The sequence below is a fragment of the Arthrobacter sp. StoSoilB20 genome, assembly GCF_019977295.1.
GTDB classification, from domain to species: domain Bacteria; phylum Actinomycetota; class Actinomycetes; order Actinomycetales; family Micrococcaceae; genus Arthrobacter; species Arthrobacter nicotinovorans_A.
Genome location: NZ_AP024651.1, coordinates 3494909 through 3520447, shown reverse-complemented (window position 1 = coordinate 3520447; position 25539 = coordinate 3494909). Strand labels below are relative to the sequence as shown.

Below are 25539 nucleotides of genomic sequence, written 5' to 3'. Positions count from 1 at the left end.
GGTGTCTGTCCCCGATTAGATTCTTCGCAGAAAGTTCTGTAAGGTTGTCTCTGCCTTCGGTTACCGGATCTAAAAGAAACGGTGTCCGGAAGTGATCTTCTTTTGAAGTTCGGCAGATTACCCGAGCGGCCAAAGGGGGCTGACTGTAAATCAGCTGGCAACGCCTACGGGGGTTCGAATCCCTCATCTGCCACCCAGAGAAAATCCCCGGAACCACTGGTTCCGGGGATTTTTTTGTGCCCGTCAAACCGTCAGGCCACGCGTTCCAGGGGGAAACCAACCTAAACCCCGTGCTCACGCCTGAATTCGTTGGCTTCCCGGAGTTCGGCGATCTCCATCCGCAGGGCCGCAATCTCGGACACAAGGTCGGCCATTTCCGCGCGAACAGGTTCCTCGGCTGCTGCGGCTTTCACCTCGGCCGCCGCTGCCACGCCCTCGGCATTCTCCTCGATCCGCTGAACCAGCCATGAAGCGATGGAAGCTGTGACAATACCCAGCACCGCGATGCCGCTCATCATCAGGGCAGCGGCAACGATCCTGCCGATGGGGGTCACGGGGTACAGGTCCCCGTAGCCGACCGTGGTGATGGTAGTAACGGCCCACCAGGCGGCGTCACCGAAATTGAGGATCTTGGCTTCGGGATCGTTCTGTTCGACATCCAGCACGGCCAGAGCGCCGATGAGGATGAGCATCGCAGCTGCTCCGGCCACATAGGTGGCAACCCGTCCACGCAGGGTTTCGCCCACGGTGCGCTGGAGTACGGAGAGCAACGTGACCAGACGCAGCAGCCGCAGTGGACGGAAAAAGGGGAGTACCACGATCAGGAGTTCGTGCAGGTTCCAGAGGAACCAGCGCATCCTGTCCTCGGCAAGCCAGAGGTTGACGAAGTAGTCCAGCGCGAAGATGCCCCAGGTGATCCAGAGGACAATCTCGAACGGCATCGCTGCAGGGCCGTCCACCCTGCCGATGACCTGCCAGGCATAGGCGGTGAGGAAAATCAGGGCCGTGGCCATGAGGGGCCATTCCACCAGGTCCCGGTATCGCGCTTGTGTCATAGGGGAATACTAGCCACCACGGGCCCAGCTACCCCGGACCGGACCCGGGAGGGGGAGCTGCAAGGGGCGTGAAGTGGCTCAGGATGGGGCTGCGAACCGGATCTGCGGGGAACCGCAGGCAACAGCAGACGACCGCTCAGGCGGCCGGGGCTTCCAGCCAGTATCCGTCGAGGTGGTGGATCAGCTGCCTGCCGAGGCCGCCCTTGAGCTGGATCCACAGGGTGCTGCGGTCCTCTGTCATACCGTCGATGGTTCCCTCGATGCGGTTGCCGCGGGCATCCCGAAGGCAGACGCTCTGATGGCGTGAAAGTTCGGGCCAGACTTCGCCCTGTGGCCTGGTGGTTTGCAGCGTGCTCAAAGGGTCCCCCTTGTATGGTCATTCATCGGATGAGTTTCAGATATTCTGCACCTCTTTGATGAACCGGTGGTAAACGTTAGTGCAAACGTTGGACATACAGCAGGGCAAGCACTATTGACCGTCCACCATGCGGTCATGGCCTTCCACCTCAAGTTACCCGCGGGTAACATTGGGGCATGCATCTGCTTCTTCGCACCCTCATGCTGCTCTTTACCTCGGCCAAGCGCTCTCCCCTGGGAGTCTGGGAAGAGTCCTCTTTGCCCCTGAAAGTGCTGCCCACGGACATCGACATTGCCATGCACGTCAACAACGGCATGTACTTTTCGCTCATGGACCTCGGGCGTTTCGACCTCATGGTCCGCAGCGGGGTCTGGGCCAAGATGCGCAAGAGGGGATGGAGCCCGGTGGCTGCCGGCGAGACCATCGCTTTCCGGAAGTCCCTCAAACTCTGGCAGCGCTACACCATTGAAACGCGCATCATCGGCTTGGATACCAAGGCCATCTACTTTGAACAGCGGATGGTGGTGGACGGCGAGATCTATGCGCGGGCACACATTGCCACACGGCTGGTGGCCAAGGGCAAGCCGGTCACCCAGGAAGAGATCATCGCCGAATTCGGTGCGCCCCCGGCGGACCTTGAATTGCCCGAATGGATTCATGAATGGCGTGAGAACAATGCGCTCCCGGGAGCGCGTCGGCCTGCCCCGCACCTCTGGAGCTAGACACCCACATCCCGGTGGCGCAGGGCCAGGGCTCCGCACAAAATAAGGGCTGCCGAAATGCCGAAGAGCCCTGAAACTGCACCCCAGTCGGCGCCGTTGGCCACGGGAGAATTGCCGTAGGCCCAGTGGTACGGCGAGAGATTCAGCAACCACTCCACGTCAGGACTTTGCCGCCCCACGGCGTTGAACACATAGCCGAGGACGGCGACGGCGGCGCCCGCAGCCACCGCATAAATCTTCCGGCCGGTCAGCGCTCCTGCACACAGCGCGGCGGTTCCGCTGAGCAGGGCAAGTGCGGCAAACAGCAGGACTGCTCCGGCGAGATGTCCGACGTCGATGCCCAGTTGGGAGGGACCGTTCAGTCCCAGCACCAACAGGAAGACAAGGACCGAAAGAACCGCGATCCGGATCAAAATGGCGAGTGCGCGTTCCAGGACTACCTGTACACGCGTGACGCTGTGGGCGAGGGTTAGTTCCAGCAGCCCTGATTCTTCGTCGCCGCCTACTGCCGCTGCGCCCCAGCCAACGGAAGCCATGGACATCAGCAGGAAGCCGATCAGGCCGAACATGGTGGCTTGCGTATAGCCGGGACCTGAGGCGATCTGATCGTAGTTCAAGGCTTTGGTCATCTCGGCTGGAAGCGCGTTGATCAGGTCCTGCATTTGCGCGCTGCCGCCGATCGAGGGGTAGAGCGGCAGGTACAGCATGCACGCCGCCGTCAGGCCCAGTGCCCAAGCCAGCGTCGAGCGCCAGGAGTCGGTCAGGGCTTTGGTGAAGAGGGGCAGGATCCTAGGCACGGTGTGCTCCTTCGGGCCGGACGGGAGAGCCTGCATTGTCCGCCGAAACGGCCGGGCCGGGAGAACCCGTGGAAACGGCCGGGCCGGACGAACCCGTGGAACCCGCGGGCCCCGCAGCCCGCGAATCAGCGGTCCCTTTGCCGGCGCTTCCCGTGTAGAGGGTCAGGACGGCCTCTTCAAGATCGGGTTCCTCAAGGACCAGGTCCGTCAGGTTCAGCCGGGCCAACTCCTGGATGAGGGGCTGGACGTGACCGGAAAGCCTCGCCGTGGCCACCACCGTCCCGGCAGCGTGGCCGTCGGCTGGGAGCTCCCGCACCTCTGCGTTGGTGACGCCCGGCACCCGGGCCAGCAGCGCTCCGACGTCGTTCGCGGTTGTTCCTGTGCTGTTGAAGCGCAGTTGCCGCACGGCAGCCATCCGCAGCGCCTCCACCGTGGACACGGTGGCGATTTCTCCGTCGCGGAGGATGGCAACGGCGTCGGCTGCTTGTTGGACCTCGCTCAGGACGTGCGAGCTAAGGAAGACCGTTGCCCCGGCGGCCACTGCCTCGCGGACCATGGCATGGAAAACCTGCTGTACCAAAGGGTCAAGGCCGCTGGTGGGCTCATCCAGCACCAGGAGTTCGGGCTTGTGCATGAAGGCCTGCAGCAACCCCAGCTTCTGCTTGTTGCCTTTGGAGAGCTTCCGGGTTTGGCGGTCCAGGTCCAGGTTCAGGCGGTCCGCGAGATCGTTGACGTGGCGGGGGTCCACGGGCCCGCTGATGGCGGCAAAGTGATCCAGCGTGCGGCGGCCGGTGGTGCGGTTCTCCAGGTGCAGCTCGCCGGGGAGGTACCCGATCCTGCGGCGTAGGGAAGTGCCTGCTCGGCGCGGATTTTGTCCGAGTACCGAGATGGACCCCTCGCTGGGGCGGATGATGTCCAGCAGGCACCGCATGGTGGTGGTCTTGCCAGCCCCGTTGGGCCCGATGACGCCGAACACCGTTCCGGCTTCCACCGCGAAATCGAGTCCATGCAGGACCTCGCGGTGACCGAACTTTTTGCGCAAACCCTCGACGACGATTGCCTGGGTCACGGGGCATGCTCCCTTCCTTGGTTGGTGGTTCCTTGCTGCAGCGCCTCGCGGGCCCCATCAAGGAACCGCGAATCCGTGTAGAAGCCGTGGGTGTAGATCTCCAGGGCGGGCAGGGTCAGTTGCCGCAGCAGATCCGGTCCGATCCCGTGGGGTTCGGGTGTGGCGGCCCCGAGCGACCTTGAGAGGTGCCTGCCCAACATGAGGATGGACAGGCTGTTGGAGGCAATTACGACGGCGGTGGACCGGACGTCGTCGAACCGGCGGATGGTTCCTGCCTCGATGCCGGCATTGATGATGTCGTGGGTTTGCCTCACCACGGCGTCGAAGAAGGCATCTCCGGCGTCTGATTCGTCGCTCAGCGATTGGCGGATGTAGGCGATCTCATGGGCGTACTGCTCCGGGTTGCCCATGTAGTCCTGGATCAGCTGGCGCGTTGATGCGGGGTCGGACTTGTCGCGGCCCTGGCTGGCTGTTTGGGCGAGGACGTGTTGGTCGCAGGCGGCGCGAAGGCCTTCCTTGCTGCCGAAGTGGTGGATGACCAGGCCAGGGCTGACCCCCGCTGCCTGGGCCACGGCGCGGACTGTGGCGCGGGTGAAACCATCGCGGCCGAAAAGTCCGATGGCGGCGTCGCGGATGCGGGCCCGGGTGGTGAAATCCTCTGCGCTTGAACGCATGTTTAAAAGACTAAACACCTGTTCAGTCCGGATCAAGGGTTCCTGTCATAACGATGTGACACCATTGGCTGGGTCGCCGGTGTGGAGAGTGCCGGCGTCGAAGATACTTGCCTCAGCGGTTGGATGGGGCAGCAGGTGGGGGTTGATGCAGTGGGCTTGAGCAAGACGGCAGCGGGGCCGGTACGTCGGTGGTTACTGGGCGCGGTTGCCTTGGCATTGCTGGTTCCCGGCTCGCTCGGTGCCCCGGTTCCCGCGCAGGCCTCCACACCGCCTGTCACCGGCGCAATCGGCAACCTCTACAACACCAGCGCCTGGGCACGAAGCGTACTGCTCCGCCCTACCAGTGCCGAGGAATGTTCAGGCAGCGGGAGCACCAGCGGCTGCGTGCAACGGTTCGCGGGAGGGGACATTGCCTGGTCCCCGCGCACCGGCGCCCGGGTGGTAGTCAACGGACCGGTCCGCACCTCATGGTGGGCCGCGGGCGGTCCCTCAGGCTTACACGGCTACCCTAAGACCGATACCACCAGTGGGCTCCGCAACGGAGGGTCCAAGCAAAGCTACGAACGCGGCGCCATTACCTACTCACCGGGCACCGGCGCCCAGCGGACCAGCGGATCCATCCATCTGGCCTGGGGCCGTGCCGGCTTCGAGACCGGGTACCTGGGGTACCCGGTAACCGCGGAAAGCACTGGACTGCGCGACGGCGGTGCCTGGCAGGCATTCGAACGGGGCTTTGTGGTGTGGTCGCCGGCCACAGGGGCGCATCCGTCCATGGGCGCGATTCGCGAACGTTGGCGTCAGTCCGGGATGGAAGAGGGCGAGCTGGGTTACCCCGCCACGGACGAGGCACTGGGCCTGAAGAACGGCGGCTCATCCCAGCAGTACCAGCGCGGCACCATTCTCTGGTCACCTGCTACCGGGGCGAAAGCAGTCACCGGCGCAATCCGAAGCTACTGGTCCTCCACAGGGGGCCAAAACGGAGCGCTCGGATATCCAGTGGGTGAGGAAGTGCGGCAAAACAGCTTTGTTTACCAACTCTTCCAGGGTGGGACGGTTTATTGGTCCGCTGCTACCGGAGCACACTCCACCACCCATGGCGATGTCCACAACCGCTACAACGCACTGGGCGGGGCGGCCGGGCAACTCGGGCTGCCGCTCACGGACAAGCTTCCCCATGCCGGCGGACTCGTGCAGCAGTTCGCCAATGGCTGGCTGGTGTGGGGGCCGGCAACGGGTGCCCGGATCGTAGGACACCCCACGTATACAGTGTGGTCCGCCAACCCTGGCGAGTTCGGCTGGCCTGTCCGCGATACCTGGACGGACACCAGGGGAACCCATGTGGCCTTCCAGAAACTGGAAACCATCTGGAACGACGCCACCCAGGAGCTCTACTCGGCCGAAGCCGTGGACGCGTCCACGGTGGTTTTCCTGGGCGACTCGCAACTGGACCTGGACTCCTGGGGCGAGCAAGGTGCCCGCATGGCCGGGTATCCGCGCCAAGTAGTCAGAAGCATCGGTGGGATTGGTTACGTATCCGGCAGTCCCGCCGTCGGGGGTGGTTCTGCCACCGATGCGCTGGCGCAGGACCGGATCCTCCTGCCGCAGGGAAATCCCGGGCTGGTAGTGGTGACCCTGGGCGGCAACGACGCCCGGATCGGCGCCACGGATGCAGCCATCCTGTCCCAGGCAAATCGGCTGTGGGACGAACTCCGGCGCAAGTATCCGCGCAGCATCATCCTGATCAATGGAGTCTTGTCACGGTATGACGCCAGCCATGCCCAACGCCGGTGGGTGGACGGACTCGTGACCCGGGAGGCCGCACTTCGCGGGTGGCCGCGGATTTCCCTGGCCGGTACGGCAACCATCGCCGGGGCAGCCGGAGACTACCTCGACGGCAACCACATGAACCAGACCGGCCACAACAAAGTGGCTCCGCTCTACGCGTCGGCGCTGAAGTACGTGCTGGGTAAGTAGTTGCTTTATTCCCGGTAACGCGGGAAGCGAACAGGTCACCCCTGCACGGGACATAGCGGGCAGGGTCGCGTACCGTGGAACCATGGCTACAGTTGACATCACTGGAGAACAGTTCGCATCGACCATCGAGGACAATGACATTGTCCTGGTGGACTTCTGGGCTGCCTGGTGCGGCCCGTGCCGCCAGTTTGCCCCCACCTACGGGGCAGCTTCGGACAAGCACGCCGACGTCGTTTTTGCGAAGGTCGACACCGAGGCCGAGCAGCAACTGGCCGCAGAAGCCGGGATCACGTCCATCCCCACACTCATGGCTTTCCGCGAAAAGGTCTTGGTCTTCTCCCAGCCCGGTGCCCTCAACGGCCAGCAGCTTGAGCAGGTCATTGAAGCGGTGAAGGGATTGGACATGGAAGAGGTCCACGCCCACGTTGCCAAGTCGCGTGCCGAGGCCCAGGAAAACTAAGACCCAACGGCGGTTCGACACCGAATTCGCCGGAAATGCATCGAGGTCGCCGGAAAATTCCGGCGACCTCGATGCTTTAAGGCGTTCTCGCAGTTTTGCGGCGATTAGAGCCGTTCGAGCTTGACGGGCTCAGCCAGCAAAGCGCTGAGGGACTCGTTCAGGTCCTGGACGGCGATTCCCTTGGAGTGCTTCTCGAGAAGCTCCTCGGATTCCCAGCGCTCCGTGAGGACGAGCTTGTCCTCGGTAGCTTCGGTGAGCTCGTAACGGATGCAGCCGGGCTCGTTCACGACCTCGTCGATCGCGATTTCCAAAGCGAGCTTCACTCGGAAGAACTCGCCTTCGTTGGGGATGAACGTGGCCTGCAGGTCAATGGGTGCACTCATGGATCCAACCCTACCGGCAGGACACGGCCCCGCTGGAGGTGGTTACGGTTCTGTTGCGGCCCGTCCCTTGGTAGCGTTCCGTCATGTTGTCCTACACTGCCGGAGACACTGACGTCCCGTTGCTCGAAGAGACCATCGGCGCCCACTTTGAGCGCATCGCCGCACAATTTCCTTTGCGGGACGCCCTCATTGAAGCCGCAGCGACGCCTGGTGGTGACGCCCGCCGGTGGAGCTACGAAAAACTGAACGACGACGTCAACCGCCTCGCCCGGGCACTGCTCGCCACCGGCGTGGCCAAAGGGGACCGGATCGGGATCTGGAGCCCGAACTGCGCCGAGTGGACCATCCTGCAATACGCGACAGCCAAGGTCGGGGCGATCCTGGTCAACGTCAATCCGGCGTACAGGAGCCACGAGCTGGAATTCGTGGTGCGGCAGAACGGCATGCGGATGCTGGTGGTTGCTCCTTCAGATAAGCACAGCGACTACGTGGGCATGGCCAGGGACGCTGCGGCGGTCTGTCCGGAACTCCGGGAGATCGTCTTCCTCCCGGGGGACCCTGAACTGGAGTTGGCAGCGGGCGAACCCGAAGCCAGCCACGAGATGAGGTACGCAGAACTCCTCACCCGGGCCGACGGCGTCGGGCCTTCCGCTGTCCAGGACCGGATGGCCGAACTTGACCCGCACGAGGCCATCAACCTGCAATACACCTCGGGCACCACGGGGTTTCCCAAGGGTGCGACGCTGACCCACCACAACATCCTCAACAACGGGCACTCGATCGGCCGGCTCCTGAAGTACACCGAACATGACCGCGTGGTGATCCCGGTACCGTTCTACCACTGCTTCGGCATGGTCATCGGAAACCTCAATGCGCTCAGTTTCGGGGCGGCCACCATCATTCCCAGCCGCGGATTCACTGCCTCGGCAGCGTTGGAAGCAGTGCAGGATTTCGGCGGAACGTCCCTCTACGGCGTGCCCACCATGTTCATCGCAGAACTGGCCCTGCCCGATTTTGCTTCCTACGACCTCTCCACGCTGCGCACCGGCGTGATGGCAGGCTCCCTGTGCCCCATCGAGGTGATGCGCCGGGTGATCGATGAGATGCACATGGTGGACGTGGCCATCTGCTACGGAATGACCGAGACTTCGCCCGTGTCCACCATGACCCGGCCGGGGGACACCCTGGAGCAGCGGACCACCACGGTGGGACGGACCATGCCGCATCTGGAGAGCAGGATCGTGGACCCGGGGACCGGGGAAACAGTGGAACGGGGCGTCATTGGGGAGCTGTGCACCCGTGGCTATGCGGTCATGAGCGGTTATTGGGGACAGCCGGAGAAAACTTCCGAAGCCATTGACGCGGAAGGATGGATGCACACAGGTGACCTCGCCCGCATGGACACGGACGGCTACCTGGTGATCGAGGGGCGCATCAAGGACATGGTGATCCGCGGCGGGGAGAACATCTACCCACGGGAGATCGAGGAATTCCTGTATCTGCACCCGGATATCCAGGATGTGCAGGTGATTGGGGTGCCTGACGCAAAGTACGGCGAGGAACTCATGGCATGCATCATCCTCAAACCCGGGGCTGCCCCACTCACGCCCGAGGACCTGGCCGCGTACTGCCGGGGGAAACTGGCCCATTACAAGATCCCCCGCTACGTGGATGTGCGTGAAAGCTTTCCCATGACAGTCTCCGGCAAGGTCCGGAAGGTGGACATGCGTCAGGAAGCGGTATCCCGCCTGCACCTCTAAGCAACGCTTTTAGTGGCGCCGGTGATCCTGAACCGTCATCCGTGGCCCGAAGGTGGGTTTGCGGAAACCACTGAGGTACAGCATGCGGACCAGCCTCTGCCTCTGTCCGCGCCAGGGCTCCAGGAGTTCCAACATGCCCGCGTCGTCGGTCTTCCGACCTGTCAGTGCGTAGCCCACGTAAGAGGCCAAGTGGTAGTCACCCACGGAAATCGAATCCGGGCAGCCGTGTGTCCGCTGGACTACCTCCGACGCCGTCCAGATGCCGATCCCTGGAATCGTCTGCATCCCGGCGCTCGCCTGCGCCGGATCAAGGCCTGCCAGCCGTTCAAGCGCGACGGCGGACTGCAGCGCCCGCATCACCGTGGCCGAACGCTGTGGCCCAACCCCGGCCTTGTGCCACTCCCATGACGGAACTGCCAGCCACTGCCGGGCAGTGGGAGGCACCAGCAACCCCGCGGGAGCCTTGCCGGGGGCAGGGGTTCCGTACCGGTGCATCAGGTACCGGTATCCACGACGTGCCTCCAGCGTGGTGACCTTTTGCTCCAGAATGGTGGGCACCAGGGAGTCAACCATGCGCCCGGTGGAGGGCAGCCGCAAAGCCAGGTTCCGGCGTCGTGCTTCTGTGACCAGGCGGGGGAGCGTGGCGTGGAAAGCGGGCTCATCAAACGGAGACCAATCGTCGTGGGCGCCCAAAAGCCTGGGCACCCCCGCAATGGCGTCGCCGGCCCCAGGGCCCCACGCTTGGGCGTCCACGAAGCATTCGTCGCCCAATCCGCTTGCCGACAACCTCAGCGAGACCGGCCCGGAATCCGCGGTGAACGCCATCCAGAAGCCGTTGGATTGCGCGGCGAAGGACGGGTCCCCGTTGCCCCGCATGAGCGGAAACATGGTCTGGTCCAAGCGGAAGGCGCCGCCCGGATGCCACCTGACGGCCGCGTCCGCCGCGGCCGCAACAACGGGCGGGGCGTCTGCGATGGTCATGTTTTTATGGTCCCACGTCCGGCTGACAATCTGCTGTCCGGACCCCTTACGGCAGGCAGCCGCCCGGGTCTAGACTCCCTGGTGTGGCGTGGGTGGGCCGCGCCATACGCCATGAAAAACCAGGTACAAGGAGCGCGAACCATGGCCGCTATAGTGCACTTCGAGATTCCTACGGACAACACAGACCGGGCAAACACCTTCTACCAAAGTGCCTTCGGCTGGAACCTGAGCCCCATGCAAGGGATGGATTACACGATCGCCATTACGGCACCCTCCGATGAACAAACAGGTACGCCAACGGAGCCGGGGGCCATCAACGGGGCACTCTTTCCCCGGACGGACGCGCTTAAGACCCCGATCCTGACCATCGACGTTGAGGACATCGATGCAGCGCTGGCACACGTGGAATCAGCCGGCGGCACCGTGGTCCAAGCCAAGGACGCGGTGCCCACCATGGGCTGGTATGCCTACTTCAAGGACACTGAGGGCAATGTCCTGGGTGTGTGGCAGACCGACACGTCCGCAGGCACCTAGCCAACGGGGCGAAAGCAAGCCGGGCACCGGGCAGGCGGTAACTTTGTACTTATGAAGTACGCCCAGTCCGTGTTGGACCTCATCGGCAATACGCCCCTCATCAAACTCAACCACGTTACGGAGGGCATCAAAGCCACCGTCCTGGTGAAGCTCGAGTACGTCAATCCCGGCGGATCCATCAAGGACCGGATCGCCGTGAAGATGATCGAGGATGCGGAAAAGGACGGCCGGCTGCAGCCGGGCGGAACCATAGTTGAGCCGACGTCGGGAAACACTGGAGTGGGCTTGGCGCTGGTAGCCCAGCAAAAAGGCTATAAGTGCATTTTCGTGGTGCCTGACAAGGTGGGCGAGGACAAACGCGCCGTCCTGCAGGCGTATGGCGCCGAGGTCGTGGTGACGCCCACGGCAGTGGCTCCGGACAGCCCGCAAAGCTACTACGGCGTTTCAGACCGCCTGGTCAGCGAAATCCCCGGGGCTTTCAAACCTGACCAATTCTCCAACCCCGCCGCCCCCGGCAGCCACTACGAGTCCACGGGCCCGGAAATTTGGCAGGACACTGACGGCCGGGTCACGCACGTGGTCATCGGCGCCGGAACCGGCGGCACCATCACCGGCACTGGCCGCTACCTCAAGGAAGTCTCCGCTGACCGTGCGGAGTCCGACGGCGGCCCGGTCAGGATCATCGGCGCGGATCCGGAAGGTTCGGTCTACTCCGGCGGCACCGGCCGGCCCTACTTCGTTGAGGGCGTGGGCGAGGACATGTGGCCCGCCAACTACGATCCCTCCGTTGCGGACGATGTGATCGCAGTTTCCGATGCCGACTCGTTCTCCATGACCCGCCGCCTTGCCCGGGAAGAGGGCCTGTTGGTTGGCGGTTCCTCCGGCATGGCCGTCGTAGCAGCACTGCAGGCCGCCAAGGACCTGGACGAGTCCGCTGTTGTAGTGGTGATCCTGCCGGATTCCGGCCGCGGCTACCTGGCCAAGATCTTCAACGACCAGTGGATGCGCTCCTACGGCTTCCTCTCCGGCGGGGAAGAGTCCTCGGTGGGGGAGGTCCTCAAGTCCAAGACGGGCGAAATGCCCGACCTCGTCCACATCCACCCCAACGAGTCCGTCCGTGACGTCATCAACATCATGAACGAGTTCGGCGTCTCCCACATCCCGGTCCTGTCACAGGAACCGCCGGTGGTCATGGGTGAGGTCTTGGGGGCCGTGGATGAACGCAGCCTCACCAGCAAACTGTTCCGCGGCGAAGCGAAGCTGATGGACAAGATCTCCGAACACATGGGTGCACGCCTTCCGGTGATCGGCTCCCTGGAAACCATTTCGGCCGCGCGCGAGCTGCTGTCCGACGTCGATACCGTCATGGTGACGTTCGCGGGTGCCCCGGTGGGCATCCTGACCCGCCATGACCTCCTGGCCTACCTGAGCAACTAGGCGCAACCCACGCCAAGGCGTCCGGTCCCAGCCGGCGCCGTGAACCATCCGTCCCACGAACCACGAGGAGCTTCCATGTCTGCCACCAACAACACCGGGTTCAACACGCGCGCCGTCCACGCCGGACAGGCCTTCGAGCCCAGGACCGGTGCTGTGGTGCCTCCGCTGCACTTCAGTTCCACTTATGCCCAGGACGGGATCGGCAACTTGCGTTCCGGTTACGAGTACGGCCGCGGCGGGAACCCGACCCGCGATGCCCTGCAGGAGCAGCTTGCCGCGTTGGAAGGTGGCACGGCCGCGTTCTCGTTCGGCTCCGGCCTGGCGGCCGAGGACTCATTGATCCGTGCCGTGGCGCGCCCTGGAGACCACATCGTCCTGGGCAACGACGCCTACGGGGGCACGTACCGCCTCATTAACCGGGTCCTGGGTGACTGGGGCATCGGCAACACCCCGGTGGACATGTCGGATCTCGACGCCGTCGCGGCCGCCGTTGCTGCCAACAACACCAGGATCGTCTGGGTGGAGACGCCGTCCAACCCCATGATGAAGATCACCGACATTGAAGCGCTCGCCGCTGTAGCGCACGACGCCGGTGCCCTCCTGGTGGTGGACAACACCTTCGCATCTCCCTACTTGCAGACCCCGCTCGCCCTGGGTGCCGACGTGGTGGTCCACTCCACCACGAAGTACATCGGCGGCCACTCCGACGTGGTGGGCGGTGCCGTTGTGGTCAAGGACGCCGGGCTCGCGGAGAAGATCGGTTTTATCCAGTTCGCCGTGGGCGCGGTCTCGGGTCCCATGGATGCGTTTCTCACCACCCGTGGGCTGAAGACTTTGGGCGTTCGCATGGACCGCCACAGCGATAACGGCCAGGCAGTGGCCGAGTGGCTGCTGCAGCGCCCCGAGGTGGAAGCAGTGCTCTACCCGGGACTGCCTGACCACCCCGGCCACGAGCTCGCTGCCAAGCAGATGAAGAAGTTCGGCGGCATGGTCTCCGTGCAGTTCAAGGGCGGCGAGGCAGCGGCACGCACGGTGGCCGAATCAACCTCGGTATTCACGCTGGCCGAGTCCCTGGGCGGCATCGAGTCCCTGATGAACTACCCGTCGGAGATGACCCACGCCTCGGTGAAGGGCACCGAGTTGGCCGTACCCGTCAATCTCCTGCGCCTGTCCTGCGGGATCGAGGAAGCCGAGGACCTGATCGCTGACCTTGAACAGGCCTTTGCCAAGATCAGCAACGGCTGACACTGTGGCTTCTCCTTCACAAACGGTGGCTTCCACCACGCAGCGGGGCTGGATCCTCACTGTGGCCGGTGCCCTGACCCTCGCCGTGGCTGTGTGGTTCCTCTATACGGACTACGAGCCTGCGCTGAATGACTTCGAGGTCTACTTTTACGGCGGTGGCAAGGTCCTGGAAGGCGGCGACCTTTACGCGTTCCGGGAGGGGCTGCCGTTCACCTATCCGCCGTTCGCAGCGTTGCTCTTTACGGTGTTGGCGGCAATGGGCTTCTTTGGGGGCAGCATGGTGTTCATCCTTGCTGCCTTGGTGGGCGCCGCTGTGGTTGCCGCCTGGCTGGCGCGGCACTATTTCGGCTTGAAGACCTGGCGTGAGGCGTTTGCCGACTACCGCTTCCGGACCACGGCTTTGGTGGGGGCAGGTGCCATCCTGCTGTTGGGACCTTGGCGGGATACTTTTGTCTTCGGGCAGATCAATATCATCCTGATGGGCGTGATCCTGGCTGATTTCGCCCTCCACGGCAAGGTCCGCGCAGGTGAAATCCGGTGGCCCGCAGGCTTGTTGATTGGCTTGGCGGCAGGGGTGAAGCTGACTCCTTTGGCCTTTGGCCTGTATTTCCTGGTGCGCCGCGACTTCAAGGCGCTGGGGTGGATGGCTGCGGGTTTCTTTGGCTCCATCGCCCTCGCCTGGGCTGTGCTGCCCCAGGCCTCCGTGGACTTCTGGACGAAGATCCTGCCCGACACCGGCCGTATTGGCGGACCGGCGTACGTTGACAACCTTTCGGTCAAGGGACTCCTGCTGCACTTTGGAATGCCGGACTCTACCCTCACCAACGTGGTGTGGATGGTCCTGTCCCTCGGGCTGGTGGTCCTTGCCGGCCTCATCATCAAGTGGGCGGTGGACGCTGAGGAGAACTTCATTGCAGTATCGGCAACCGCCATTTTGATGCTCCTGATCAGCCCTGTCTCCTGGTCCCACCACTGGGTCTGGGTTGCTGTCGCCCTGCCCAGCATGGCTTTCGCCATGCACCGGGTACCGTCACGATCGGGCCGGATGCGCACCGCCGGATGGGTGATCGTGGCGTGCTCCACGGTGGCTTTCTTCATGACGCCCAAGAATCTTGCCGTATGGGCGGGCGCTGCCGAGTGGGGCAAGGACCCGCAGACCCGATGGCAGCTCATGATTTCCAGCCTGGGTGTGGTGTGCGGAATTGCCATGCTGGTCTATTGGGCTGTGGCATATCATCCCTCGCGGACGCGAAAGCCCGTAGCCTAGCCCTGCATCCGGCCCCTGTCCGCCAGCCCCACCCGGGGGGCAAAATGCGCGGTTTGCGCGGCGAACAAGGGCCGGAGCGGTTGGAGCCCCTAGCCTGAGATGCCGTCCCGGCCGTCTTCCTCACGCCCGGTCAGGCGCCTCCTGAACGAGGCGTCATCGGCCGAGGTGAGCTGAAGGTCGTACCAACCCTCCACGGTGTCCCAGCCAATCTTCCTGGATTGTCCGGGCTTGAGCTTCACGGTCTGGTGGTCCTCGGCGTACTGAAGGGATTCCACCTTCACGGTCACCGGCACCGTCCCGTTGTTGCCCAGCTCCAGTTCCACGGCTTTCCTGCCGCGGCGACCGGTCACGGTGACGTCGACGCCGGACGCGGCGCCCGCCGTCGTGCCTTTCAGTTCGTACTGGTACCGGTTGGGGCCGGTGACGACGACGTCGAACGCGCCGGCGGTGACGGGGAGTTCCACCTTCTGGCTTCCGAGCACGTCCACGTGCCGGGGTTCTGTGACCTCGCCGGCGTGGCCGTACACCGTGAAGTGGGTGGAGCGGGTTCCCTGGTTGGTCAGTGTCAGGGCCAGGGCTCCGGTTTGGACGGTGGCCGAAACCCGGGGCCGGTAGGGGAGCGGGCGGGCCGGGCGGCTGCCCGTTTCCTGGACGGGGGCTACCTGCTCGGAAGGGGGATTCGGGCGCCAGCGGCTGATCTTGGCAGGCACTGCCGCTGGGTGGTCAAGAACTGGAGGAGTGCCCGGGGACGTGAAGTTGAAAACGCCGGTCAGGTCACCGCAGACCTCGCGGCGCCAGGGCGAGATATTCGGTTCCGCAACGCCGGTCCAGCGTTCCAGGAAGCGGAGCACCGAGGTGTGGTCGAAGATTTCAGAACTGACGTAACCGCCAACGGTCCACGGCGAAACCACGGTCATGGGTACGCGGGGTCCCAATCCGATGGGCCGGGCGGTGGTCCAGTCCGTGGACTCGCCCGACGCCGGTCGCGGCTGGACGGGCGGTGGGACGTGGTCAAAGTAGCCGTCGTTTTCGTCGAAGTTCAGGAAAATTGCCGTGCTGTCCCAGGTGTCCGGGTTGCTGGCCACGATGTCCAGCAGGCGGTACACAAAGTTTGCGCTGCCCACAGGAGTGGAAGCGCCCGGGTGCTCGGAATCGGCTGCCGAGGGCACCAGCCAGCTGACCTGAGGCAACGTTCCATCGGAAATGTCCGTGCCGAGGCGTTCCAGAAGGGTGTTGGGACGGCCACGCCACATGGCTTTGTCGAACAGTGCGCGCTCGGCATCCGTGAGGGCGGCGCGGCCCTTCTCCAATTGCGCGAGGAGCCGGTCCTGCTCGGCGGGTGTTTTGTCCTGGAGCCGGTCGTAGAACTCCTCGGTGGTGCGAAGGTTTCCGTCCACCTGGGCAAGCATCTTTCGGCCGATTGCCTTGAAGGTCTGGAAGTACTCGACCGCGTTGTCCGTGAAATTGTCCCAATCCTGGTAGATCTTCCACCCGACCCCTTGCTGCTCAAGGCGTTCGGGGTAGGTGGTCCAGTCATAGCCACCGTGGTCGTAGCCGTAGGCCGCATTGGTGACGGCTCGTTTGGAGCTGCCTGGCTCAGTGCCCGTGGTGCCGCTCCAGAGGAAGTTGCGGTTGGGGTTGGTGGAGCCGTTGACGGAGCAGTGGTAGGCATCGCAGATGGTGAAGGTGTCGGCGAGCTCGTATTGCAGTGGAATGTCCTGGCGTTCGTAGAACGTCATGGTGGAAGCGCTCTTGGCTGGAACCCACTGATCGCACCAGCCGTTGTTCCACGCCGTGGTGGTTCCGTTGAAGGAGTGGTCCAGATCGCCCAGGTACTGGATGTCCGTACCGGGCCTGCCGGCGAGTTCGGCGGCCTTCCGCAGGGAAAAGGGCAGCACGTCCCCGCCGGTGGCACGTGGCTGTTCGAACATGGACTTGCCGCTGCGCAGGCGGGTGACGGCTTGGTCCCCATAGCCCCGCACGCCACGCAGCGAGCCGAAGTAGTGATCAAAGGAGCGGTTCTCCTGCATCAGGATGATGACGTGCTTGATGGACTGGAGGCTCCCCGGCGGGGTTGGTTTGGCCATGGCAGCTTGGACCGATGGCGGCAGGAGGGAACCGGTGGCTGCGAGCGCCGTCGCTGCAGCTGCGGTGCCGAGGAAGCCGCGGCGGGACAGTCCGGACGCATCGGTTGAACGATTAACCATATCAGGGTTGTTCGAGGACATTCAGGGGTGCCTTCGTGGTCAGAGGTGACCGGGCCAGCCTAATCAGCGCTGGTGAACCCGAGGTGAAAGCGGAGCAAACCGGCGGGGTGTGTCGCGTACGTCACATTCGGGAGGGGCGCTGGATGCCTTGGCTTTCTTGAGAGAAGTCAGCTACTTTGGGCTCATGCCTCTTCGTTCTGACTGGTCAGCACGCCCGTGCAGCCTGGCCCGTGGCCTCGATGTCCTTGGCGACCCCTGGGGAAGCCTGGTCCTGCGCGAGATCTTCTTGGGCAACGGCCGGTACGAGGCCATCAAGCAACAGCTGGAGGTTGCAGACAACGTCCTGAGCAAGAGGCTCGGCTGGCTTGTCGAGTCAGGCCTGCTGGCCCAGCGCCCCTATCACGACGGCATCCGCACCCGGCAGGAATATGTCCTCACACCCAAGGGCGAGGACGCCCTGCCCGTCCTGAACGCCATTATCATCTGGGCCGGGAAGAATCTGGACGCACCCCACGATGGGCCGCACATGAAGGTCATCCACACAGACTGCGGGGAGGCAACAACGTCAGCTGACACGTGCACCCACTGTGGTATCCACCTGACTGCAGCCAACACCAGCTGGCACAGCTTCAAGCGCAGCAACCATCCCTTGCCACTGGCCGTGGCACCACAAGAAAACCACACGAGCGATTCCCCTGAAACGGAGATCCCCGCATGACAGCTCCCGACGTCACCGGGGCACCGCCGGAAAAGAAGGCATCCACCAGCAAGCGCCGTCGGCTCCACCCGGCCTGGTTCGTGGCCGCAGTGGCATTCCTCGCTTTGGTGGGAGCTGCGGGTTTCCGTGCAGCGCCGGGCGTGCTGATGGTCCCGCTGCAGGAGGAATTCGGCTGGTCCACCACGGTGTTGTCGCTGGCGGTCAGCATCAATCTGGTCCTGTTCGGGCTGACGGCACCTTTCGCTGCAGCCCTGATGGAGCGCTTCGGCATCCGCCGGGTCACCTCGTTGGCGCTGTGCCTCATCGGCCTGGGCTCTGCCCTCACGGTGTTCGTGAACCAGTCCTGGCAGATCCTGCTCACCTGGGGGTTGCTGATCGGCCTCGGCACAGGCTCCATGGCACTGGTGTTCGCGGCCACCATCGCCAACACGTGGTTCGCCAAGAGCAGGGGACTGGTGATCGGCATCCTGACCGCAGGCAGTGCCGCGGGCCAGTTGGTGTTCCTGCCCTTCATCGCTGCGCTGGCCCAGAACCCGGGCTGGCGGGGAGCCTCGCTGCTCATCGCCGCCGGTGCGCTCGCCGTGGTCCCGCTGGTGCTGCGGTGGCTGCGTAACTCACCCGCCGACGTCGGGGTCCTGCCGTACGGGGCGGAGGAACCCGCCGTGGGCGAAACCCGGGGCAACCACAACGACGCCGGATCCACCCCGGCGCCGGCCGGAACGCCCGCCCCGGTGCTGGCTGGCACGCCGGCCGCTATTGCCGAGTCGCCTTCACTTGTCCCGCCGAAGGACTCCGCCAATGCCGCCGTCCGGGCCCTGCAAGTCCTGAAGCGGGCCAGCAAGGTGCGCACTTTCTGGGCTCTGGCTGCCGGGTTCGCTATCTGCGGAGCAACCACCAACGGACTGATCGGCACGCACTTCATCCCTTCGGCGCACGATCACGGCATGCCCGAGACCACTGCTGCCGGTTTGTTGGCCGTCGTCGGGATTTTCGACATCGTGGGGACCATCGCCTCAGGGTGGCTGACCGATCGCTTCAATCCCAAGATCCTGCTGGCGGTGTACTACCAGTTCCGCGGGATCGGGCTGCTGGTGTTGCCGCTGCTCCTGGGCTCCTCTGTTGAGCCGAGCATGATCATCTTCGTGGTGGTTTATGGGCTCGACTGGGTGGCCACTGTGCCTCCCACCGCTGCGATCTGCCGCTCGGTGTTCGGCGCGGACGGCTCAGTTGTTTTTGGCTGGGTGTTCGCCGCCCACCAACTCGGTGCAGCCGTGGCCGCCTTGATGGCCGGCTTCATCAGGGATGCCACCGGGCACTACAACTACGCCTGGATGGGAGCAGCTGCCATGTGCACCGTGGCCGCAGTGATCAGTGCCACCATCCGGAAGGACGCCGTGAAGAAGGAACCCGCCGCGGTTGCCTGACTTGCCCGGATGCTTGGTTGCCTGACCCGCCGCGGTTGCCTGACCTGCCCGGTGCCCGAATGCAGTTGTGAGGCCCGCTCTGCGCGCTATTCGCTCGATAAACCATGCAGAGCGGGCCTCACAACTGGGGTTTCAGCCCGCCTCAGTGATCCGGAACGTCAAGGTCCGCGCTTCCGGACGCAACGCGTAGTCCGGCCACACATCCGGTCCGCAAGCCCTGGACCCAAGGCCGTGCTGGGCAGCATCAAGATAGAGGTAGCTGCCCTGGCTTGCCGGCAACTCGTGCGGGTGATCCGCCGCTGAGACTTCCTGCGCAGTGTGCCTGGTGAGCGTAAAACCGGGCAAGCGGCCGCGGGAGTCCGGGACGGCGTCGAGTTTCAGCCACGGGGAACCTGCCTGCTGCAGGTCAACCGACCGGACAGCACTGCGATGTCCCGATTCCTGCGGTTTGGCGTACGGCACCGTGAGCTCGTCAATGCCCGCCGAGTATCGTCCCACCAGCGTGGCATGCATGCTGTCGGGGTACGATTCCCGAGGTCCCGTGCCGAACCAGGATGCCCCGTCAACGGATGCAGGAAGCTCAAAACGGAGCCCCACGCGAGGCCAAATGATGTCCCAGCCAGTGCTGGGGACGATGTCCACGCGCAGGAACAGTTCCCCGCCGGAGAGCTGCCAGTTTTCCTCGACCGTGACCCATTGGGAAGCATCGGCGGCGGCGTAGCGGGTCTGGACCACCACCTCGGATCCGCCGGCTGAAACCTTCTCCACCCTTGCCGTGATCCGGTCCAGGCCGGCAGCACGCCAGACCGTTTCCATGGATGGGGCAGCAGTGCCGTTTCCGTTGTTGAGCCACGGATCGGCGTGGTCGTAGCTCCCGCGGCCGGCGCCGGCGTCGTTGTCCGTAGGGGCACGCCACAGTTCCAGCCGTGGTCCGGACACGGGCAGCCCTGCGAGGGAGGCCAGCCGGCCCGCCTCGAAGACGGCCGGGCCCAAGGAAAGGGTCCCTTCCACGTCCACGTCCCCACGCGCCGCGGATGTCCCGGGACGCGGAACCCTCAATGCTGCGGGGGCTTCGGTCATCTCCAGCTGCGCCGCCGACACCACGTGCCCGGCCTCAGCCCAGCCTGTGTCCTTGCGGAGGACAGCCTCCACAGTCAGCCAGTACTCACCCGCTTCCATGGCAGCGAAATCCGGGAGCTCAATGCGCGCAGTGCTTCCCGCAGCAAGCTGGCCGCCTTCCTGTGTGAGGATGTCCAGTTCGCCGGAATCAAGCCGGACACCATCCAGCTCAGTGCGCCAACGCAGGACCACGTCCGATGCATCTGCCGTATGCCGCAGGTTGGCGACGGAGACGAAACGGCGGGTACCGGCGTCGGACGCTTCCGTGGAGAAGCCCAACCGCAGGGGAGCGACGATCTGTTTGTATTCATGGAGGCCAGGGCTGGGCGTCGAATCGGAGAGGACCATGCCGTCCATGACGAAGTTGCCGTCGTGGACAACCTCGCCGAAGTCCCCGCCGTAGGCGAAGAATTCAGTGCCATCGGCCGTGGTTGTGCGGATGCCGTGATCACGCCATTCCCACACGAACCCGCCATGAAGCCGCGGGAAGCGGTCCACCAGGTCCTCGTACTGGTCGATCGCACCCGGACCGTTTCCCATGGCATGGACGTACTCGCACAGGATGAACGGTTTGGTACGCTGCCGGGCGGACTCCGCCGCGGAACACCCGAGCAGGAGTGATCGGGAGTCATCCCGGCCGATCGCCTCAGTTTCCGGAACCGAAGAGTACATCCGCGAGTAAACGTCCGTGTACGCACCGGTGTAGTCACCTTCGTAGTGGACAGGCCTGCCGGTGTCCCGGGCATGGGCCCACGCGGACATCGCTGCCAGGTTGGCGCCGGTCCCGGACTCGTTGCCCAAGGACCACATGATGATTGAGGGGTGGTTCTTGTCCCGCTCCACCGTGCGTTCCATCCGGTCCACGTACGCCTCACGCCACGCCGGATCGTCGCTGGGATTGCCCACCCAGCTATGCCGTTCAAAGCCGTGCGTCTCCAGGTCGCATTCGAGGATCACCCAGAATCCCATCTCGTCGGCGATGTCCAGCAAGCGCGGGTGCGGTGGGTAGTGGCTGGTGCGGATCGCATTGACATTGAACTGCTTCATCAGGGCGAGGTCGGCACGGGCAAAGTCTTCGTCAAACACGCGGCCGCGGTCGGGATGGGTTTCATGGCGGTTCACACCGTGGAACACCACCCGCCGTCCATTTACCAGGAACCGGTCACCCTTGATCTCCACTGTGCGGAAGCCCAGCCGAAGCGAGATGGTCTCACCCTCGCTGTGCACGGTTGCGTTATAGAGGCGCGGAACCTCGGCGGACCAAGGTTCGACGGCGGTGATCGCCACCGGGGCGACGTCGGCCGGGGAGTTCCAGACGACGTCGACGTCCAGCTCCGGAACGGACAGCCGGACCGGGTAGGCGGCCTTGTCCGCAGTAATCTCGGGGTCGATGACCCCGGCACCCGCGGTGTAGGAGGTCCGGAGCCAGACGTCGTCGATGCCATTGTTGGGGCGGACCTGGAGTGTGACGTCGCGGAAGATGCCGGGCATCCACCACTGGTCCTGGTCCTCAACGTAGCTCGATGCCGACCATTGATGGACGCGGACCGCAATCACGTTATGCCCGGTGCGAAGGGCCCCGGTCACATCGAATTCCTGGGCCAGCCTGCTGCCGGTGCCTACACCGACTTCGATGCCGTTGAGCCACACCTTGTAACGGGATTCGACGCCGTCAAAACGCAGCACCGTCTTCTGGGCGTTGTTCCAGCCTTCCGGCACTTCGAACGAGCGGCGGTAGTCACCTGTCGGGTTCTCATCCGGGACGTGCGGGGCATTGGTGGGGAAGGGGAACTGCACGTTTGTGTAGATCGGGCGCCCGTAAGCACCCTCGCCCTCCAGTACCCAGTGCGCGGGAACCGGGATCCGGTCCCAGCCGGTGTCGTCCAGGGTTTCCTTGCCGACTCCTTCGACGGCCTCGCCCGGGGGAAGGACGCCGCGGCCGCCTGCTGTGCCGGGAGCCCCGGGGAGAAGCCGGAACCGCCATTGGCCGTTGAGGGACAGGGTGGGGGCGTCAGTGTGCAGCCAGGAGCGGGCCGGGACCCTGTTCCCGGTACCCGGAGCGGTATCGGTGATGTAGTGGACCTCGGGTGACGGGATCATTACTTGACGGCTCCTTCTGTCAGCCCACCGCGCCAGAAGCGCTGCAGGACGATCATGGCGATGCTGAGGGGAATGATGGAGAGCAGCACTCCGCCGGTGGTCAGTTCATAGAATTCAGGCAAACGGTCAACCTGGCTCAGCCAGTTGTTCAGTCCGAGCGTGATGGGGTAGAGCTCAGAGTCGGACAACATGACCAGGGGAAGGAAATAGTTGTTCCAAATGCCCACCAACTGGAACAGGAACACGGTGACCAACGCCGGGGTCAGTACCTTGAGCCCGATGGTGTGGAAAATCCGGAGTTCTCCGGCGCCGTCGATCCTGGCCGCCTCGATCAACGAAGTATCTACGGTGGCCTGGGCATAGATCCTGCACAGGAACAGGCCGAAGGGGGAGACCAGCGAGGGCAGCAAGACACTCCAGTAGGTGTTCGCCAGGCCCATCTGGCTGAACAGCAGGAAGAGCGGCAAGGCAGTGGCCGTGCCGGGCACCAGCACGCCGCCCAGGATGGTGCCGAAGACCAGGTTCCGTCCCCGGAACTGGTACTTGGCCAGCGCGTAGCCACCAGCGGCAGCAAAATAGGTGGCAAGGAGTGCGCCGACGCCTGCGTAGATCGCGGAGTTCAGGAACCAGCGGCCAAAGATGCCGTTGTCATAGCTGACCACGCGGCCTATGTTCTCCCACAGGGAGAACGTCGGGGCGAACCAGAAACCGTTGGTAGAGAAGAGATCGGCCGTGGACTTCGTGGAGGCCACGAAGACCCAGTACACGGGAATGAGGAAGTACAAGGCCACCACCACCAGAAGTGAAGTGACAATGATGGTCGATGACCGGCGTCGTCCGGCTGAGCGGTCAGGGCCTGCGGAAGGTTTGCTGCGGACGGCGGTGGAGGTGGGCTTCGTGGCGGTGGCGGTCATGAGGACTTCCTGTTCGTCAGTGCGAGGAAGGCGAAGGACAGGGCAAAGGCGGCCACGGCGATGATGACCGACTGGGCTGCGGCGACGTTGTAGTCGTTGTAGGCAAAGGCCGTGGTGTAAGCACTGAGGTTAGGCGTGTACTGGCTGTCGATGGCCGGAGCCACAGTCTTGAGTACCTGTGCCTCCGCGAAGAGCTGCAGGGTTCCGATGATGGAGAACACTGTGGTGAGCATGAGCGCAGGACGAATGAGGGGCAGCTGGATGCTGCGCGCCACGCGCCAGGTGGAAGCACCGTCCACCTTGGCTGCCTCATAGAGTTCCACCGGAATGGCCTTCAGCTGCGCCACGATGATCAGCATGTTGTAGCCCGTGTAGCTCCACGTGACGATGTTGGCGATGGACCACAGCACACTGTTCGCACCGAGGAAATCGGGAGTCAGGCCCACCACTTTGGCGGCATCGAAAAGAGGACTGAGGCCGGGGACATACAGGAAGGACCACAGGATGGTCGCGATGACACCGGGGACGCCGTAAGGCAGGAAGTAGGCGGCACGGAAGAATCCAGGCCACTTTGCCGAGGCCGACTCGAGCATGAGGGCCAACGCGGTGCACAGGACGATCATGACCGGCACCTGCACCACGCCGAACAGGAGCATCCTGCCAATTGAGGCAACAAAGCTGCCGTCAGCCAGGGCCTGGGCGTAGTTGCTGAAACCGGCAAACTCACTGCTCACGCCTGCTTCGCCGAAGAGCCCGCTGCGGGTCACTTTGGTGAAACTGGACATGATGGCCACCACGATGGGCAGCAGGAACGTGAGGACGAAGAGGGCCAGGAATGGTGCCAGCAGCACCCAGGGAGCCCGGGCGGCGGCGCCGTTCCGCTTGCCGGCCTGTTTGATCTGTTTGCCTGAGCGGTTTGCGGTGGCGGGACGCTGCACGGTAGGTGAGGTGCGGGTGGTCGTCATGCCGTTTCCTTCCGGATGGTAAGGCCCTTGTTCTTGAAAACGCTGATGATCTGCTGCTCCGAAGCGGCAACGGAATCCACCAACGAGGTACCGAAGGCCTTTTTGCGGAAACCGTCGCTCAGGATGTTGAAGGACTGCTGGGTTACCGGCCACCAGGACCAGTCCGGGTTCTGCTGCTTGGTGGCAGGGACGAATACTTCCTCGTTATAGCGTTGGCCACCGAAGAACGCCGAGGGCTGTTGGCGGTCAGTTCCGATGAAGTCGGGGTTGGGGGACCAGCCAATGCCGCTGTTCTTGATCTGGGCGTCGATGCCCTCCTTGGACGTGGTCAGCCACACCGCGAACTCAAGTGCTTCCTTGGGGTGCTTGCTGTTGGCCAGGACCGCCGCCGTGGAACCGCCGAGGTAACTTGAGCCGAAGCCCGTATCGCCCCACGTGGGCATCGGGGCGGCCCGCCACTTTCCTTCGGAACCACTGACTCCCTGGACCAGGGCATCGCCCCAGCTGCCGGTGATGGTAGAGGCAATGCCACCCTTGGCCGCGGCCGCGAACCAGCCCGGTGAGAAGGCGCCGTACGCGGTAGTGACGAGGTCGGCGTCGATCGCTTTATCGAAGAAACGCGCCGTGTTCAGCGTCGCCTCATCGGTCATGTTGATGACCCAGCCGTCCTCCTCCGGACGCAGCCACTGCGCACCGGCCTGTCCCGCGAAGGAAGCAAACGGGGAAGCATCGCTGATGGGGAAGCAGTCCAGGTAGCTGTCCACGGAACGAAGTTCGGCGGCCAACGCGGCCCACTCGTCCCAGGTTTTCGGGTTGCTGCCGCCTACCTTGTCCAGGATGGCCGGCTGGTAGAACATGCCCATGGGGCCGGCGTCCTGGGGGATGCCATAGACGCCTCCGGTGTAGCTGACCTGCTTCCACAAGGTGGGGTCGTAGAGGTGGGCGTGTTCGTTGGCGCCGTAGCGGGAGATATCCACCAGGCCATTGACCAGCATGAACTCGGGGATGGAGCGGAACTCGACCTGCGCAAGATCAGGCCCACCCCCTGCTGCCAGGGCAGAGTAAAGCTTCTGGTATCCGCCGGAGTTGCCGCCGGGGATCCACACCACATCCACCTGGATGTTCGAATTCTCAGCGTTCCAGACGTCGGCGACCTTTTGGAAATCCTTGAGCCAGGCCCAGTAGGTGAGCCGGACGGGCTCTCCTGCTGCGGGGATGGTGGGCGCGGCGTTGACGGACTGCGTTCCAGGAGTTGCGCATCCGGCCAGCAGGCCCATGGCTGCTGTGCCCAGGCCTGCGCCCAGGAGTTGTCTTCGCGTGAATGGGGTCATGAGCCTTCACCTCTTCGTGTCAGGTTGACGATGACGCAGGCCTGG

General features: G+C 64.0%; 22 protein-coding genes and 1 tRNA gene. 11 read left to right on the top strand and 12 right to left on the bottom strand.

What is annotated here, in order from left to right; translation table 11 throughout:
- Positions 1-111: 111 nt before the first annotated feature.
- A tRNA-Tyr gene (locus LDN85_RS16020) sits at positions 112-193 on the top strand.
- A gap of 88 nt (positions 194-281) precedes the next feature.
- On the opposite strand, the gene LDN85_RS16015 is transcribed toward LDN85_RS16020, so the two are convergent.
- Entirely contained in the window at positions 282-1055 is a 774-nt protein-coding gene (locus LDN85_RS16015; protein WP_223943506.1) for a potassium channel family protein, read from the bottom strand.
- A gap of 136 nt (positions 1056-1191) precedes the next feature.
- The gene (locus LDN85_RS16010) at positions 1192-1413 is read right to left on the bottom strand and encodes a hypothetical protein (protein ID WP_223943505.1); all 222 of its coding nucleotides are present in this window, start codon (positions 1411-1413) and stop codon (positions 1192-1194) included.
- 176 nt (positions 1414-1589) lie between these two features.
- Between LDN85_RS16010 and LDN85_RS16005 the strand changes: the two genes are divergently transcribed.
- Entirely contained in the window at positions 1590-2135 is a 546-nt protein-coding gene (locus tag LDN85_RS16005) for an acyl-CoA thioesterase (protein WP_026539721.1), read from the top strand.
- Here the strand turns inward: LDN85_RS16005 and LDN85_RS16000 are convergent.
- The 3 genes from LDN85_RS16000 to LDN85_RS15990 are packed head-to-tail and all read right to left on the bottom strand — an operon-like array spanning position 2132 to position 4675.
- Complete coding sequence (locus tag LDN85_RS16000; protein ID WP_223943504.1) at positions 2132-2932, bottom strand: ABC transporter permease subunit; 801 nt, start codon at positions 2930-2932, stop codon at positions 2132-2134. The two genes, LDN85_RS16005 and LDN85_RS16000, sit on opposite strands and share 4 nt — an antisense overlap.
- A complete protein-coding gene (locus tag LDN85_RS15995) occupies positions 2925-4001 on the bottom strand; it encodes an ABC transporter ATP-binding protein (RefSeq protein WP_223943503.1) in 1077 nt (358 codons plus the stop codon). The genes LDN85_RS16000 and LDN85_RS15995 overlap by 8 nt, the downstream gene beginning before the upstream one ends.
- Positions 3998-4675 carry a TetR family transcriptional regulator gene (locus LDN85_RS15990; RefSeq protein WP_223943502.1) on the bottom strand — a complete coding sequence of 226 codons (678 nt, stop codon included), beginning with the start codon at positions 4673-4675 and terminating at the stop codon, positions 3998-4000. The genes LDN85_RS15995 and LDN85_RS15990 overlap by 4 nt, the downstream gene beginning before the upstream one ends.
- Before the next feature lie 135 nt (positions 4676-4810).
- Between LDN85_RS15990 and LDN85_RS15985 the strand changes: the two genes are divergently transcribed.
- Positions 4811-6649, top strand: a complete 1839-nt coding sequence (locus tag LDN85_RS15985; RefSeq protein ID WP_223943501.1) for a GDSL-type esterase/lipase family protein — start codon at positions 4811-4813, stop codon at positions 6647-6649.
- Between the two features lie 82 nt (positions 6650-6731).
- Complete coding sequence (locus LDN85_RS15980) at positions 6732-7109, top strand: thioredoxin family protein (RefSeq protein WP_026539724.1); 378 nt, start codon at positions 6732-6734, stop codon at positions 7107-7109.
- Between the two features lie 104 nt (positions 7110-7213).
- Here the strand turns inward: LDN85_RS15980 and LDN85_RS15975 are convergent, their stop codons facing one another.
- Positions 7214-7492: an antibiotic biosynthesis monooxygenase gene (locus LDN85_RS15975; RefSeq protein WP_026539725.1), complete on the bottom strand. Its 279-nt coding sequence runs from the start codon at positions 7490-7492 to the stop codon at positions 7214-7216.
- An 83-nt stretch (positions 7493-7575) separates the two neighbouring features.
- Here LDN85_RS15975 and LDN85_RS15970 point away from each other — a divergent pair, with 83 nt between their 5' ends.
- Complete coding sequence (locus tag LDN85_RS15970) at positions 7576-9252, top strand: AMP-binding protein (RefSeq protein ID WP_026539726.1); 1677 nt, start codon at positions 7576-7578, stop codon at positions 9250-9252.
- A 9-nt stretch (positions 9253-9261) separates the two neighbouring features.
- Here the strand turns inward: LDN85_RS15970 and LDN85_RS15965 are convergent, their stop codons facing one another.
- Positions 9262-10233, bottom strand: coding sequence for a 3-methyladenine DNA glycosylase (locus LDN85_RS15965; protein ID WP_026539727.1), 972 nt, complete (start codon positions 10231-10233; stop codon positions 9262-9264).
- A gap of 141 nt (positions 10234-10374) precedes the next feature.
- On the opposite strand from LDN85_RS15965, the gene LDN85_RS15960 reads away from it, so the two are divergent.
- The 4 genes from LDN85_RS15960 to LDN85_RS15945 all read left to right on the top strand — a co-directional run bounded on the left by LDN85_RS15960 (position 10375) and on the right by LDN85_RS15945 (position 14716).
- Positions 10375-10767 carry a VOC family protein gene (locus tag LDN85_RS15960; RefSeq protein WP_026539728.1) on the top strand — a complete coding sequence of 131 codons (393 nt, stop codon included), beginning with the start codon at positions 10375-10377 and terminating at the stop codon, positions 10765-10767.
- 51 nt (positions 10768-10818) lie between these two features.
- Entirely contained in the window at positions 10819-12204 is a 1386-nt protein-coding gene (locus LDN85_RS15955; RefSeq protein ID WP_026539729.1) for a cystathionine beta-synthase, read from the top strand.
- Positions 12205-12279: 75 nt separating this feature from the next.
- Positions 12280-13449: a cystathionine gamma-synthase gene (locus LDN85_RS15950; RefSeq protein ID WP_223943500.1), complete on the top strand. Its 1170-nt coding sequence runs from the start codon at positions 12280-12282 to the stop codon at positions 13447-13449.
- Between the two features lie 4 nt (positions 13450-13453).
- On the top strand, positions 13454-14716 hold the full coding sequence (locus tag LDN85_RS15945) for a glycosyltransferase 87 family protein (protein ID WP_223943499.1): 1263 nt from the start codon (positions 13454-13456) through the stop codon (positions 14714-14716).
- 89 nt (positions 14717-14805) lie between these two features.
- On the opposite strand, the gene LDN85_RS15940 is transcribed toward LDN85_RS15945, so the two are convergent.
- The gene (locus tag LDN85_RS15940) at positions 14806-16923 is read right to left on the bottom strand and encodes a phospholipase C, phosphocholine-specific (RefSeq protein WP_223943498.1); all 2118 of its coding nucleotides are present in this window, start codon (positions 16921-16923) and stop codon (positions 14806-14808) included.
- A gap of 184 nt (positions 16924-17107) precedes the next feature.
- Here LDN85_RS15940 and LDN85_RS15935 point away from each other — a divergent pair, with 184 nt between their 5' ends.
- Complete coding sequence (locus tag LDN85_RS15935) at positions 17108-17641, top strand: helix-turn-helix domain-containing protein (RefSeq protein ID WP_223943497.1); 534 nt, start codon at positions 17108-17110, stop codon at positions 17639-17641.
- Positions 17638-19065, top strand: coding sequence for an MFS transporter (locus tag LDN85_RS15930; RefSeq protein ID WP_223943496.1), 1428 nt, complete (start codon positions 17638-17640; stop codon positions 19063-19065). The genes LDN85_RS15935 and LDN85_RS15930 overlap by 4 nt, the downstream gene beginning before the upstream one ends.
- Before the next feature lie 132 nt (positions 19066-19197).
- Here the strand turns inward: LDN85_RS15930 and LDN85_RS15925 are convergent, their stop codons facing one another.
- From LDN85_RS15925 to LDN85_RS15910, 4 genes are read right to left on the bottom strand one after another with little or no spacing between them, the layout of a single operon-like run.
- Entirely contained in the window at positions 19198-22284 is a 3087-nt protein-coding gene (locus LDN85_RS15925; protein ID WP_223943495.1) for a glycoside hydrolase family 2 TIM barrel-domain containing protein, read from the bottom strand.
- A complete protein-coding gene (locus LDN85_RS15920; protein ID WP_026539736.1) occupies positions 22284-23198 on the bottom strand; it encodes a carbohydrate ABC transporter permease in 915 nt (304 codons plus the stop codon). The genes LDN85_RS15925 and LDN85_RS15920 overlap by 1 nt, the downstream gene beginning before the upstream one ends.
- A complete protein-coding gene (locus LDN85_RS15915) occupies positions 23195-24163 on the bottom strand; it encodes a sugar ABC transporter permease (protein WP_026539737.1) in 969 nt (322 codons plus the stop codon). The genes LDN85_RS15920 and LDN85_RS15915 overlap by 4 nt, the downstream gene beginning before the upstream one ends.
- A complete protein-coding gene (locus tag LDN85_RS15910; RefSeq protein ID WP_026539738.1) occupies positions 24160-25494 on the bottom strand; it encodes an extracellular solute-binding protein in 1335 nt (444 codons plus the stop codon). Before LDN85_RS15910 ends, LDN85_RS15915 begins: the two co-directional genes overlap by 4 nt.
- Positions 25495-25539 lie beyond the last annotated feature (45 nt).